We start from the raw sequence: 14,226 nt of genomic DNA, 5'->3' as shown, positions 1-14,226 counted from the left end.
CCTATGCGAAAGGATGCGTAGCCGATGGCAGAGAAACCGATGGGGAGTTTCGCCCTGGTGCTGCACGCGCACCTGCCGTACGTGTTGAGCCACGGGGTGTGGCCGCACGGCACCGACTGGCTGAACGAGGCGGCGGCGGAGTGCTATATCCCGCTGCTGAACGCCTTCGAGCGGCTGGCCGGCGAGGGCATCTCGCCCAAAGTCACGCTCAACATCACGCCCGTGCTGTGCGAGATGCTTGCGGACGAGGGGTTCAAGGACGAGTTCATGGGCTACTGCGAGCAGCGGGTGAAGTTCGCCGCCGACAACGAGAGGGAGTTCCGCGCCACGGGCCGCGCCCACCTCGAGAGCCTGGCCGCGATGTGGCGCAACCACTTCGAGGGGATCCGGCGCGACTTCGTGGAGCGCTATGGCCGCGACCTGGTGGGCGCGTTCCGAAGGCTCCAGGACGCTGGGCACATCGAGGTGATCACGTGCTGCGCTACGCATGGCTATCTGCCGCTACTGGGCCGCGACGAGTGTGTGCAAGCCCAGGTGCGGACGGCAGTTGCGACGTATCGCAGGCACTTCGGACGCCACCCGCGCGGCATCTGGCTGCCCGAGTGCGCCTACCGCCCCAGCTATGCGTGGCGCTCGCCACTCGACAAGGAGGGCACCACGCCAGCCGTCGAGCGCCCGGGAGTCGAGGAGGTGCTCCATGATGCAGGCATCCGTTTCTTCATCGTGGACTCCCACCTGCTCAAGGGTGGCAAGCCGGTGGGCGTCTACATGGACCGCTTCGAGGCCCTCAAGCGCCTGTGGGGGCAGTTCAGCGAGCAGTACGCCGAACGGGCAGAGGACGCAGAGCGTTCGCCGCACAGAACTTACGTCGTCTGCCCCGACCCGTCGGCCAAGCGGAGCACGGTGGTCTTCGTGCGCGACCCGCGCTCGGCCCTACAGGTGTGGAGCGGCGAGCACGGCTATCCGGGCGATGGCTCCTACCTCGACTTCCATAAGAAGCACTATCCCGGCGGCCATCGGTACTGGCGGGTCACCGACTGCAAGGCCGACTTGGGCGAGAAGCAGGAGTACGACCCCGCGCCCATCGAGGACCGGCTAGGGTCCCACGCCGACCACTTCGCGGGCTTGGTCGAGCGAATTCTGGATGAGGATACGTTAGTCGAGAAAGGGCAAGGGGTTGTGTGCGCGCCGTTCGACGCCGAGTTGCTCGGCCACTGGTGGTTCGAGGGGCCGCGCTGGGTCGAGAAGGTGATTCGGCGCCTGCACAGGGCGGGCCAGGTGCGCCCCGTCACCTGCAGCGAATACGTCGCCAGCCAGCCGCCGGCGGGTGTGGTGAGCCTGCCCGAGGGCTCCTGGGGGCAGGGCGGCTTCCACTGGATTTGGCTCAATCAATGGACGGAGTGGACCTGGCGCCACATCTACGAGTGCGAGGAGAAGTTCCTCGCCCTGCTCGCCGCCCACAAGGGCAGTTCGGACGGCACGATGACCGAGCTCCTCAAGCAGGCGGGCCGTGAACTGCTGCTGCTCGAGAGTTCCGACTGGCAGTTCCTCATCAGCACCTGGTCGGCGCGCGACTACGCCGAGAACCGCGTATCGGTCCACTACAACGACCTCAAGCGCTTGATGGCCCTCATCGAGCGCTATGCCGTCCAGGGCGTGCTGGCGGACGCGGATCGGGCGTTCCTCGAGCAGCTTCAGCAGCGGGACGCGGTGTTTCCGGACCTCGATCTGGACGCCTGGCGTCTCAGATTGTAACACGTTGTAACGCCTGAAGCACGACGCCAGGACATGCGACTATGACGATGTGCGATGTGTGGACGGGAGCCCCACAAGGGGCTCTGGAACGGCAAGGCGCCTTGTATCTTGTCGTGATTGGAGGATACGGGGATGTTCAGACATCTGGCCTTGCTTCTCGCCGCCGCGTGTGTCCTGCTCGGCTGGAGTACGTCGCAGGCGGCTGACCGCCCGACCGCCGAGGCTATCCGGGCCGCGGCAAGTGCTATTCGGCCGGCCGTGGTGAGCATCGAGCCTCAGGGGCAACGCGAAGGCGCCCCCTTCGACATGCCGAACTGGCCTTTCGGGCAGCGGCGCCCTGGCGCTCCCGGAGAGCGACGGTTCGAGTTCCACTGGCCCCCGCGCGAGGGCCAGCCGCGCGTGTTCCCCTTCGACCCCGAGAACCTGCCCTTCATCGTCCAGCCGCGCCCCGAGCCGGGCGGCGCCACGGGGCTGATCCTCCAGGTCGAGGGCGAACGGGGCCTGATTCTCGCGCCGCATCCCGCTGTCGCTGGCGCCCAGGCCGTGATGGTCAAGCTCGCCGACGGCCGGACCCTCGCCGCTAAGGTGGTAGGCACCGATGCCGTCACAGGTCTGGCCTGCCTTGAGGTCCGAGATGCCAAGCTCCCCGCCGTCAAGGTGGGCAAGCCCGAGGCTGTCCAGGCGGGCGACTGGGTGCTCGCGCTCGGCGGCCCCGCCGCAAACGAGGCTCTCACCATCGGCATCGTTAGCACGAAACGCCATCCGGGCGAGGGGGAGATGGCCGGCACGGAGGTTTTCCAGGCCGACCTCACCCTCGGGGACGGCATGGCGGGCGCCCCTCTGGTGAACCTCGATGGCGAGGTCGTCGGCATCGCCGCGCCCCCGCGTAGAGGCCCCGGCAGAGACCTGGCTGCCGTGCTGCCGATCGACACAGCGCAAGCCACGTTGCAGGCGCTCGCAAAGGACGGCAAGGTGCGACGCGGCTGGCTCGGCATCATGCTTGCGCCACTGGACCCCGAGGCGCGGGCGCAACTGAAGATCGAGGGCGGCATCCAGGTGGCCCAGGCGATGGACGGTCAACCCGCCGCCAGGGCCGGCGTCCGGGCGGGCGACGTGATTCTGGAGTTCGGCGGCCGCAAGGTGGCGGACGTTGGTGCCTTCCGAGCGATGGTGAGCGGCCGCAAGCCTGGCGAAAAGGTGCCGCTCAAGCTCCTGCGCGCCGGAAAGGAGATGGTGCTTGAGGTGACCCTCGGCGAGCAGGGAGCCGAGGGCGGCGGCCGCGCGGAACCCGTTCCCCTGCCCCAGGGCGGCGAGAAACTCGACATCGGCCTCTCGCTCCAGCCGCTGACGCCCGACCTGGCCGCCCAATTCGGCTTCGAGGGCGACAGGGGGCTGCTGGTGACTGACGTGGAGCCGGGCAGCCCCGCGGCCAAGGCGCGGCCGGCCCCCATCTCGCGCGGCGACCTGCTCAAGGAGGTCTCGCGCCGGCCCGTCGCCACCGTGGAAGAGGCCCGCGCGGCCATCGAAGCCGCCCGCAAGGCCAACGAGAAGACTCTCCTTGCCCTCGTGCGAGGCAAGGAGGGAGCACACTATGTGGTGCTGGACATCGCTCCCTGACGGGCGCGCGCCTGTCAGAGCAGAACAGTCGCTTTTCCGGCAACCAAGTTGAAGGAGGAGAAGTCCGATGGTCAGATCGCGTACGAGTGCGTTGATTGCCCTGATGATGGGCGTCGTGGTGGGTCTTGGGATCTCGGTGTCGCTCGACTGGGTGCAGAACCTGCCCGCGGCCCCACGCCTCACGGATGCCGAAGTGAACAAGGAGCTGGAGGCCCTGGAGCGCCAGTCGCAGGCCCTGGCGGCCCTGGCGGCCCGTGTGAGGCCCGCCGTGGTCACCGTCTACACGACCAAGATCGTCCGCATGAGCGAGCACCCCGAGTTCGACCCCTTCCGCTTCTTCTTCCCCGACATGCCCCGTGAGTTCCAGGGCGGCCCGCGGGAGTTCCGCCGGCCCGGCCAAGGCTCCGGCGTCATCGTGCAGGTCGAGGGCAAGACCGGCATCATCCTCACCAATTCGCACGTGGCCAGCGGCCAGGACGAGTTGAAGGTGAAGCTGAGCGACGGCCGCGAGTTCGACGCGAAGCTCCGGGGCTCGGACCCCAAGACCGACATCGCCACGCTCGAGATCACCGGCTCTGACCTGCCGGTGGCCAAGCTGGGCAATTCCGAGATCGTGCAGCCCGGCGAGATGTGCATGGCCATCGGCAGCCCCTTCGGCCTCGAGCAGACCGTCACCATCGGCCACATCAGCGCCAAGGGACGCCGCGGCTTCCAGCGCGACAAGTATGAGAACTACATCCAGACCGACGCCGCCATCAACCCCGGCAACTCGGGCGGCCCGCTCATCAACCTTCAGGGCGAGGTCATCGGCATCAACACGATGATCGTCACCCCCAGCGGCGTCTTCTCGGGCGTCGGGCTCGCCATCCCCATCAACATGGCCAAGACGGTGATGCAGGAACTCCTCGAGAAGGGCAAGGTCACCCGCGCCTGGCTCGGCATCGTCTTCAGCCCCCTGCCCAAGGAGGCCGCCGAGCTCCTCAAGATTGACCACGGCGTGCAGGTGAACCAGGTGGTGCCCGGCGACCCCGCCGATAAGGCGGGCGTGAAGGAGGGCGATATCCTCCTCGAATTCGACGGCACCAAGATCACGGATGGCGAGAAGTTCCGCGAGCTGGTCGCCAGAGCCAAGGTCGGCGCCACGGTGCCCGTGAAGGTCCTTCGCGGCAAGGAGACGCTGACGCTGAAGGTCACGCTGACCGAGCAGCCGGAAAACGTGGCACAAGCCGGCACCCGGGGCGCGCTCAACCGCCAGCTTGGCCTCACCGTGCAGGACCTCACGCCCGAGCTGGCCGAGCAGCTCAATGCCAAGGGCGAGAAGGGCGTCGTGGTGACCCAGGTGGATGCCGCCGGCCCCGCCGCGGCGGCGAAGCCCGCGCCCATCGTGGAGGGCGATATCATCCAGGAGGTGGCACAACAGCCCACCGACAGCGTGGCCTCGTTCAACAAGGCCCTCGCGGGCGCCGATGCCTCCAAGTCCATCCTCATGCTCGTCCGCAAGCGCGACGGCTCGAAGCACTTCGTCGTCGTCAAGCCGCGGAAGTGATCGCCACCGGAGGGGGTCCGTGACCTCCCGGAACCTCCCACAGGCTCCAAGACCTGCGGGAGGTTCTCTTTTGAGCCTGCGCGCCGATGAAGTTGACACAGGCTCGCTCGACCACTAGGATGCAGGCGGCCCCATTCTGGAGTGAGACCGGCCGCCCATGAAATCTATCCGCTCACAGACACGTTCGCTGATCGCCCTCCTCTTGCTGCTGTCTCCTGCGGCCGCACACGCGGCGCCGGCGGCCCAAGTCCTCGAAGCCGAGGAGGCGCTCGCGCAGGGAGCGGAAGCCTTCCGCGACGACCGCGCTTCGGGCAAGAAGGCCGCCGGCCTGCTCCTCGGCGCTGCCGAGAAGCCCCTCATCCAGGCCACCATCGAGCGGCCGCCCGGCGACTACGCGGCCGTCTTCTGGCTCGAGGCCGTCCCCGCCGAGCTCCTCCACCATCTGGCCGTCACGCTGAAGGCAGGCGACGCAGCCGTCACGCTCCGCCAGCTTCACTTCCCCGTGGGCAAGGGCTACCAGCCCTATGAGCTTCGCTGCACCCATGCCGGCGGCAAGTTGGCCCTCAGCGTGAGCGCCGTCGGCGGCAGCGGCTTCGACGGCATGCGCAGGAGCGCCTCCGACCAGGAACGCGCCGACTCGCCCACGGCCAAGGCCACCCCCGACGACCTCGTGAAGCCCAAGGCCCGCAGCGCCGACGAGTTGGAGGAACTGGACGAAGGGCGCGACGCGGCGCGCCTGGCTGCCTACGACCACCGCCTGCTGTGCGACCGCATCGAGCTTCACCCCCTCCGCCTCTCCCCTGCCCTCGTCACCCGCGTCGAGGTAGACAAGGTCCACTACCTCCCCGGCGAGACGGTGAAGGCACGCGTGTGGGTCGCAGGCGGCCCGGGCCGCCTGGTGGCCGAGGACGTGACCGAGGTGAGCGACACCCGCGAGGTCTTCGCCCAGGACCTCGCGGCCCGCGACGCCAGGGAACCAATCGAGTTCGCGTTCCAGCTCGGCGACCGCGAGTTCGGCCACGAGCTGCGCTGCTCGTTCCGCCAGGGCGATGCCCTGCTACACTCACGGAGCGAGTTTTTCGGCGTCAGCCGCAGCGTCTTTCGCATCGGCATCTGCGGGCCAGCCGGGCCGCAGGACATGCGGTCCTTCACCCCCGCCCAGGCCGCCGATACCATGCAGGCCGCCAAGCGCGCCTACGCCAACTGGTTCGAGCGCTTCGCCTGGGCGCCGTGCGACTACTCGAACCTCGCGCCCGAAACCGAGGTCTTCTACGCCGGCCAGACCCAATACCCCGGCTCGATCACCGGCTACCGCAACCTCATCGCCGAGGCCCACAAGGTCGGCGTCAAGGCCATCACCTACGGCAAAGCCTGCGCCGGCGGCATCGAGGGCTTCAAGACTTTCCAGCGCCACCCCGAGTTCTTCGGCCACCGCCCCGAAGGCCCCGCCTCCGAGGCGATGAGCGTCTTCTACCTCGAACGCATGCTCGCCAACGACTACAACCTCTTCGCCAAGCCCAGCGACGGCGGCTGGCAGCACTGGGCCAGCCTGTGGTGCGACTGGAGCAATCCCGCCACCGTCGAGTTCGGCGCCCACGCCATCATCAGGTCGGTCGAGATGTTCGGCTGGGACGGCATTCGCTGGGACGGGCATTTCGTGGGCGCGCAGAAGCGCTTCCTCGAAATCCTCAGGGCCAAATGCCCCACCTTCGTCCACGGCTACAACATCGCCTTCGCCAACCCGGGCAGCCGGCTCTTCGTGCCGCCCGACACCACCGACTTCCACGAGGTCGCCGCCAATCACGGCATGCTGATGGACGAGAGCGTGCGCGACTGGAGCCACTCGAACTTCTCCCCCGGCACCATTCGCCCCTTCTACGAGGCCCTGTGCCGCGAGGCCGACTACGAGAAGCGCATCGGCGGCCTCCCCCTCGCCTTCACCCTCGACATGGGCTCGAACCAGGACCGCACGCTTGGCGTCCTATGCGCCCTGGCCGCCGGCCAGCGCTACTGCTACATCACCTCGCCGGGCGATTTCGCCTTCGGCCCACTGCCCAAGTTCCTCACCCGCTACTCGGCCCTTGTGTGGGACGACACGCGGCGCGTGGCCAATGCTGAGGCCGCCATCAAGGTGAGCGCGCTCGGAGTGCCGCCTTCAGGCGGTCTTCAGGGCCTACGGGCTGAAGCCCGCACTGCAAGCGAGCCCTGGTGGCGCGAGAGCGTGTGGCTGCGCACCACGCCCGAGGGCCGCCAGCAGCTTCTCATCCACCTGCTCAACCCGCCGAGCTACGCGGCCTTCAGCAGCCGCGTGCAAACACCCCCCACGCCCCTCGCCGACGTGGCCCTGAAGGTCGCCACGCCCGCCGGCGCGAAGCTGGTTCGAGCGGTCCACGCGTCACCCGACCTGCCTGAAGGGCACGTGGCCCTGGAGCCGAAAGCCGAGGGCGAGGCTCAATGCGTCGTGCTTCCCCGCCTGCGCACGTGGAGCATCGTGGCCCTCGACTATGAGGGCGGCCCCACGCCGCTCTTCGCCGTCACGACGCCTATCGAGGATGCGGCGGCGGAGTTGAAGCGCCGAGAGGCCGAGGCGGCCAATAAGAAGGAGAAAGAACGGGCTGAAGCCCGCACTACGAGCCCGTTCTACAAGGACTATGAGAAGGCGTTCAACGCTGACGAAGACGCCCTGAAGGGTAACGAGAAGCCCGCCGAGTTTCGCCTCGCGCGCAACGGCGTGCTCGACCTGCACCACGCCCGCGGGGCGTTCAGTTGGCTCAACCCGCTCGAAAGCGCCGTCGCCCTCCTCGACGCCGGCCGCTACACGCCGTCGTGGGTGGACTTCGTGGGCTTCAAGCTCGGCGCGAAGGGCTGCATGGACGAGTTCCCCGACACCTGGGACCAGCTCCGCGCTCTCGACGTGCTGGCGCTGGACGACGTCCACGCCTTCGCCCTCGGCCCGCAGCGACGGGCGATGGTGGCTGCATTCGTCCGCGCCGGCGGCGGCCTCCTCGTGTGCGGCGGCTACTGGAACCTGTCGCTCGGCGCCGACCACAACACCGCCCTCGCCGACCTGTTGCCCGTGCGGATTCAGAAGTACCGCGACATCCTGTGCGACAGCCGCGGCCTCGCCCTCAAGGCCGAGAAGCCAGCCTTCTTCGGCAACGTGGATTTCGGGTCCCCCGTCCACGCCTACACGGTTGACACGTCGCCGCTCAAGCCGGGCGTCGAGGTGCTCGCCACGGCCGGCGGGCGGCCGGCCATCGTGGCCGCCACGGCTGGCAGGGGCCGTATCATCACCATCCTGATGAACCCCTGCGGCGACCCCGCCCCCGGCACCCGGCCCTATTGGCAGTGGCCGCAGTGGCCCCAGGTGCTCGCCGCCTGCGTGAAGTGGCTTGGCGCCGGCGCCCAGGCCAAGGACGACCCGAGGCAACTCGCGCGCAGGCTCGACCCCACCAAGCCCACGCCCCAAGCCCTGATGATGGACGCCGTGGACCTCGACAGTGCGAAGTTCACCGCCCGCCTGAGGGAGGCACGGGCGAACATGGTGGACGCCGAGAGCGCCCGCACCCTGCTGGCCACGGCGGTGGACAACGCCGAGAAGATCGAGGACCTGGAGCTGCTCGGCGACGTGGCCGACCGAGCCGAGCCGTACCTCGACGCGAGCTTCGCGCCCCTTGCGGATAAGCTCCTCCGGTCGAACCAGGATTTCCTGCGGAAGGCGGGCTACCAGATTCTGGGCATGGCCGGCGACGCGAAGTTCCGGGCCGCGCTGGAGAAGGGGCTGGAGGAGAAGAACCCCGAGGTCGCCCGACAGGCCCTCATCGGATTGGGCCGCCTGGGCGATGCCGCCGCCATCCCCGCCGTCGAGCGCGCCCTCGCCGCGGGCGCCGACCGGCTCGTCGCCCTCACCGTGCTGCTGCGTCTGGGCAAGGGGGATGCGCTGCCCGACGCCCTGCGGGCCTGGGAGCAGGGGCTGATCCGCCGCGTGCGCCTGAAGTGCGGGCGTGGCGCCGCCATGGACACCCTGTGGGGCGGCGTGTCGTTCAAGCTCACCCCCGCCCAGCGCCGCCAGGCGCTGGCCGAGTACCGCAAGGTGCTGCGCCTCGAGGCCGAGGTGAAGGACGACGTGCAGCGCTTCGCCGACCTCCTCCGCGCCCTCCCCCCTGACCGCCTGGGGCCGGTGATCGACTTCCTGGTCGCGACCGAGACGCGCGAGGTCGTGCCCCTGGCCTTCGCTCTCGTGAGCCGCCTGCCGGCCGACCGGGCCAAAGCCTACCGTGCCCTCATGGCGCAGGCCCGGCTCCCCGAGCTGCGTCTCCTCGCCGCCGACTGACGCCTTTGCTGGCGGCCCTCGCTCCCGAGAACGCTGCCGGGCGCCGAACCAGCCGGATGGTCATGCCCCCCCCGTACACAGTTTTCGCTTGGATTCACGGCTCAATTCGTGTAGAATATGCCCGAGGCGGCATCCCCGGCCGCCAGGAGAAATCTACCCATGAGGACACGGCTCACCGTCTCAGCCGCTCTGGCGGCAGTTCTCTCCCTCGGAACAGCCGGCTGCCCGGCCATCCTCGTCGGTACCGGCGCGGCTATGGGCGCGGGCGCGCTCGTCTGGCAGAGCGGCTGGCTCAGAGGCAACATCTCCGAACCGATCGAGCGGGTCCACCGCGCCGCAAAGTCGGCCGTTGCCGACTTCCACGTGACGCTGGAGAGCGATTCGCTCAAGCCCGTCTCAGGCGTGGTGGACGGCACGATGCCGGATGGCCGCCGCATCGTGGTCGAGACCGCGAGGCGGGGCGACAGAGAGACCCAGGTGCGCATCCGCGTGGGCTTCTGGGGCGATCAGGCCGTCTCCCTCCGCATCTTCGAGCAGATCAAGAAGCACTTGTAGCCGCGCGCGGCCCCCCACGAACACGCAGGGCGCGGAGTCCCCGCCAGGGAACCTGCACTCACGACTCCAGGGGGGGGGAATCATGGCTTGTCGTTCGCGGCCAGGGAGGCGTTCATGTCCACCACCTCCACGCCGGCGGCGGGGCGGAACACGAACGATTCAGGCGGGATGGCGGCGTCGAGAGCCAGGTCGCGGCATTCGAGGGATGCGAGGCTCTGGCCGCGCTCGTCGTAGACCTGCATCTTGAGCTGGAAGCCGGAGGCGGAGCCAAGCCAGAAGCGAACGCGCCGGCCCATCGCCTTGCCGAGCACCTCGCCCGAGAGCGGGCCGCTGAGGACCGCCTCGAACTTCGGCCCGGGCTGGATTTCGAACACATAGGCCGCCTCGCGCCCCAGCCGCTCGGTGCCCAGGTAGACCAGATCGTCGCCGAATAGACACCAGGCCCGAACCGGATTGGCCACCGTGGCGAAATCCACCTCGGGCTTGCCGTCTACCGCGTACCACTCCTTCTTCGTCGCGGCGGCCGTCCACCGCCGCACCGCATCGCCCACGCCCTTCGCCGTCGTCTGAATCCAGAGGTGCTGGGCGTCGAACACGCGATGCTCCTGGAGGGCCTGCTCGGTGCCGGGGTTGAGCTGCCGCTCGATGGCGAACTTGCCGCTCTTGTCCACCAGCGCGGTGCAGGTTGCCTCCCGCTTCCGTTCCCCGAGCCCCACGGTTTCCATGAGGGTCGCCCGCACGCGGGGGGCCGCCAGCGCCGCCTTGCGGACCGCCTGGAGGAGCTCCGGCGCCGGTCGGCCGCTGGGCGGCCCCGCGCCGACAAGGGGCGCGTCGCCCGGCCCTTCCGATGCTTTCGGCGGGGGCGGCGGCTGGTCCTGGATGATCTTCTCCCTGCGCTGTTGCTCTTCGCGCGCCTTCTTGAGCGCCTCGTCCAGCTTTTCGCGAAGCTTGTCTCCCTCGGCGCCCTCGGGCGCGCCGCGGTCGGCCACGCTGATCTCCTCAAGCGACCATTCCTCGGGGAGGTACTTGAGCTCTTTGCCCGCGCGCCACCGGCTCGAGACCTGCTCGTAGCGCAGAAGCAGCACGCGCTCGCGGAACTTGCGCACGTTGCCCTCGCGCCCCAGGGGCCGCAGCTCGGCGAGGCCGTGCACGGCGATCGTCATCTTATCGAAGTCGGGGGCCTCGCGCCCGACGGCGAAGATGGCGAGGCCCTCGCGGGTCTCGCCCGGCTGGAGGGGTTCCGCACGCAGCTCGGCCCAGTTGTTCACCTTGCGCTCGAGCACCTTCTCCTCCAGGTGCGTCTCTGCCACGCGGTCGAAGCCGTCGTCGTAGTCGCTCGACTGCTTCTCGATGGCCAGCTTCATCGTGAGGCGAAGCCGCGCCGGCAGCGGCACGGCCTCGGGGTTCTTGACCCGGTAGACCAGGTACCAGAAGAAGCGCAGCTTGCCGCCGGCGTCCTCCAGCACCAGTTGCTTGGGCGTGTCGTTCTCGAAGCTCAGCGACCAATACGTCGTGCCCTCGCCCGCGGCGGCCGCGGCCGCTGCCGGCGCGAGGGCGAGCACCAGAGAGGTCGCGAGCAGCCGCCAGGCCCGTCCGTGTGTTCTCATGAGGTTACACCATTCCAGTAAAGCCCAGGAAAGCCAGGGCCATGAGGCCCGTGCACACAAAGGCGATGGGCATGCCGCGCATCGGCTCGGGCAGGTCGAGCGCCTCGATGCGCTCGCGGATGCCCGCCATCAGCAGCATGACGAGGGTGAACCCCAGGCCGGCCGCCGTGCCCTGAATGACCGCCTCGGGCAGCGTGAGCATCTCCGCGGGGTCCTCCGGCGTGTTCAGCAGGGCCACGCCCAGCACGGCGCAGTTGGTGGTGATCAGCGGCAGGTAGATGCCCAAGGCGCGATACAGTGCGGGAATATTCTTCTTTAGAAACATCTCGACGAGTTGCACGAAGGCGGCGATCGTCAGAATGTAGACCAGCGTGCGCAGGACCGCTTGAAGCCCTTCCCGGGCGATCTGGCTCTCCGCTCCGGCCAGCGCGACGAGCAGCGGCGCCTGCGGGCGGAGCACGTAGCTGTCGATCGTGTGGGTCAGCACTGAGGCCATGGCCATCACGAACGTCACGGCCAGGCCCATCCCGAGCGCGTCGCTCGTCCGCTTCGAGACGCCCACAAATGGGCAGAGGCCCAGGAAGCGCGCCAGCACGAAGTTCGTGACAAAGAGGTTGCCGATGACGATCAGGAAGATGCGTTCCAGGCTCATCTCGCGGCCGCCTTTCGCAGTTGCATCCACTTGAAGAACCCGAGGAGGAGGCCGAGGAGCAGGAACGCCCCAGGTGGGCTGATCATCACCGTCATCGGGTTATAGCCAGGCAACACCTTGACACCGAACAGGCTCCCGTTGCCGCTCAACTCGCGAATGGTCCCCATCAGCAGCAGGGCGAGAGTATAGCCGCAGCCCATGCCGATGCCGTCGAGCAGCGAATCCATCACCGTGTTCTTGGAGGCGAAGGCCTCGGCCCGCCCGAGCATGATACAGTTCACCACGATCAGCGGGATGAAGATGCCGATCGTGCGGCTGATGTCGGGGAAGTAGGCCTTCAGAAACAGGTCGGTGATGGTCACAAATGTGGAGATGACCACGATGAAACAGGCGATGCGCACTCCCCCCGGGATCACCTTGCGCAGGAGCGAGACGCCCACGTTGCTGCCCACACACACGAAGATGACCGCGGCCCCCATCGCCAGAGCCGTTTGCAGCGACCCGCTCGTCGCCAGGCTGGGGCACACGCCCAGGACGATCACAAACAGCGGGTTCTCACGGAAAAACCCCTTGGTCAACTCACCGATCTTCACGGCGCACTCCACCTTTGCAGTCCGGCCGCCCTTATTGCTAACTTGGCATTATAGTTAGGCTTCGAGTTATGTCAAGCCAATTGTGCTTGCCCCGGACACCTTCCCCCGCTATGATGTGCGCCAAGCAAGTGGCCTGCCGACACTATCGAGTAGCGAAGGCTCCACATGGGCGAGTGGATCACCCCCGAGGTTGTGCTTTGGGCCGCCGCCGCGCTGCTGGCCGGCCTGGCGGCCATTGCCTCGCGCTTTGAGGCACACCGATTGGCGGGCGCCGCCGGCTGGGCCTGCCTCGCGGTGTTCGTTCTCGGCTCGTGCGTCTGGCTCTTTGCTGACACCTATAGTCACTACTACGGCCAGAAGGAGGCGGCACTGCGCGTCTCCTACTGGGGCTCGTACCGCGAACACGAAATGTGGAAGGAGATCGCCGCCGCCTTCCGAGAGCGCTACCCCGAAATCCCACTCAAGCGCGAGTACATCACCGACCGCTACGAGGAGAAAATCCAGCAGCTCCTGCTCTCGAATGACGCGCCCGACGTGATGCTCTTCCAGGACGAGCCGCTCCCCCGCTTTATCACCAGCGACAAGTTCCAGCCGCTCAACGACTTCTGCCGCACACAGGGGCTGGAGATTCAGCTCGACCGCGACTATTGGGACACCGCGGTCCAGTCGTTCCGCCGGGGCGCCCAGGTCTACGGCATCCCCATCTGGGGCGGTGACTGCCTCCTCATCTACAACCGCGACGCCTTCCGCAACGCGGGCGTTCCAGAACCCCCTCCACAGTGGACGATGGACGAGTTCCTGGCCACCTGCAAACGTCTCACGGCCGACACCGATGGCGACGGTCGCCTGGACCGTTTCGCCTTCGACATCCCCGGCTGGGTCTACTGGCTGCCCTTCCAGTATGCGTTCGGCTCGGACTACCTCGACCCGACCCGCACGCGCTGGACGCTCTGGGGGCCGGAGGCCGAGGCCGCCTACCAGCTCTGGCAGGACCTGCGCTACAAGTTCCACGTCGCGCCCCAACGGGCCGAACTCACCGAGGGCGGAAACGTGGCCTTCATGACAGGACGCGTCGCCATGTTCGTCAGCGGCCCCTGGGCCATGCCCCCGCTCAACGAGGCCGGGGTGAGCTTCGACATCGCCGACATCCCCAGCGGCCCAGGCGGCCACGGCACCCGCGTGACCTGGGACGCGCTGGTGATGTTCGCCGGCTCAACGAAGAAGGACTGGGCGTGGAAGTTCATCCACTTCGCCACGTCGCTCCCCGCGCAGGAGATCGTGGCAAGATACCAACGCTCCGTGCCCGCCCTCAAGGCGGCGAAGGACGCCTTCATCCATGCCAACCCCAAGGTCCAGGCGAAGCGGTTCATTGACGCCCTGGCCTATGCCCGTTTCCAGCCGATCACCGAGCACTGGATGCTCATGAGCCGCGAGATCGGGAGCGAGACGGATCTGATGCTCGACAACCGCCAGACGCCGGCGGAGACACTGCGCCGCCTCAGCAGAAACCCGCACCTCGCAAAGTGTTTCAAGATGCCGGAGACCCCGTGATGCGTGAAACGTGAGAA

General features: G+C 68.0%; 9 protein-coding genes. 6 read left to right on the top strand and 3 right to left on the bottom strand.

All coding sequences use genetic code 11. The features are described from left to right. Positions 1–24: 24 nt before the first annotated feature. From PLE19_03920 to PLE19_03900, 5 genes are all read left to right on the top strand, one after another. Entirely contained in the window at positions 25–1,755 is a 1,731-nt protein-coding gene (locus tag PLE19_03920; protein HPD14068.1) for a DUF1957 domain-containing protein, read from the top strand. 132 nt (positions 1,756–1,887) lie between these two features. Further along, positions 1,888–3,372: a PDZ domain-containing protein gene (locus tag PLE19_03915; protein ID HPD14067.1), complete on the top strand. Its 1,485-nt coding sequence runs from the start codon at positions 1,888–1,890 to the stop codon at positions 3,370–3,372. 67 nt (positions 3,373–3,439) lie between these two features. Then, entirely contained in the window at positions 3,440–4,918 is a 1,479-nt protein-coding gene (locus tag PLE19_03910; protein ID HPD14066.1) for a Do family serine endopeptidase, read from the top strand. 157 nt (positions 4,919–5,075) lie between these two features. Beyond that, a complete protein-coding gene (locus PLE19_03905) occupies positions 5,076–9,251 on the top strand; it encodes a glutamine amidotransferase (GenBank protein ID HPD14065.1) in 4,176 nt (1,391 codons plus the stop codon). 159 nt (positions 9,252–9,410) lie between these two features. Beyond that, positions 9,411–9,806 carry a DUF3568 family protein gene (locus PLE19_03900; GenBank protein HPD14064.1) on the top strand — a complete coding sequence of 132 codons (396 nt, stop codon included), beginning with the start codon at positions 9,411–9,413 and terminating at the stop codon, positions 9,804–9,806. Between the two features lie 80 nt (positions 9,807–9,886). Here PLE19_03900 and PLE19_03895 read toward each other — a convergent pair whose 3' ends face one another. The 3 genes from PLE19_03895 to rsxE are packed head-to-tail and all read right to left on the bottom strand — an operon-like array spanning position 9,887 to position 12,658. Then, positions 9,887–11,413 (bottom strand): hypothetical protein, encoded by a 1,527-nt coding sequence (locus PLE19_03895; GenBank protein ID HPD14063.1) that lies wholly within the window; start codon positions 11,411–11,413, stop codon positions 9,887–9,889. Positions 11,414–11,417: 4 nt separating this feature from the next. Continuing rightward, complete coding sequence (locus PLE19_03890) at positions 11,418–12,065, bottom strand: Rnf-Nqr domain containing protein (GenBank protein HPD14062.1); 648 nt, start codon at positions 12,063–12,065, stop codon at positions 11,418–11,420. After that, entirely contained in the window at positions 12,062–12,658 is a 597-nt protein-coding gene (gene rsxE, locus PLE19_03885) for an electron transport complex subunit RsxE (GenBank protein ID HPD14061.1), read from the bottom strand. The genes PLE19_03890 and rsxE overlap by 4 nt, the downstream gene beginning before the upstream one ends. 165 nt (positions 12,659–12,823) lie before the next feature. Here rsxE and PLE19_03880 point away from each other — a divergent pair, with 165 nt between their 5' ends. After that, positions 12,824–14,209, top strand: coding sequence for a sugar ABC transporter substrate-binding protein (locus PLE19_03880; GenBank protein HPD14060.1), 1,386 nt, complete (start codon positions 12,824–12,826; stop codon positions 14,207–14,209). The last annotated feature ends 17 nt before the right edge of the window (positions 14,210–14,226 follow it).

It is taken from the genome of Planctomycetota bacterium (genome assembly GCA_035384565.1).
Taxonomy (GTDB): Bacteria; Planctomycetota; PUPC01; order DSUN01; family DSUN01; genus DAOOIT01.
Note: the sequence above shows the minus strand (reverse complement) of the source record. Positions and strands in the feature narration are given on the sequence as shown.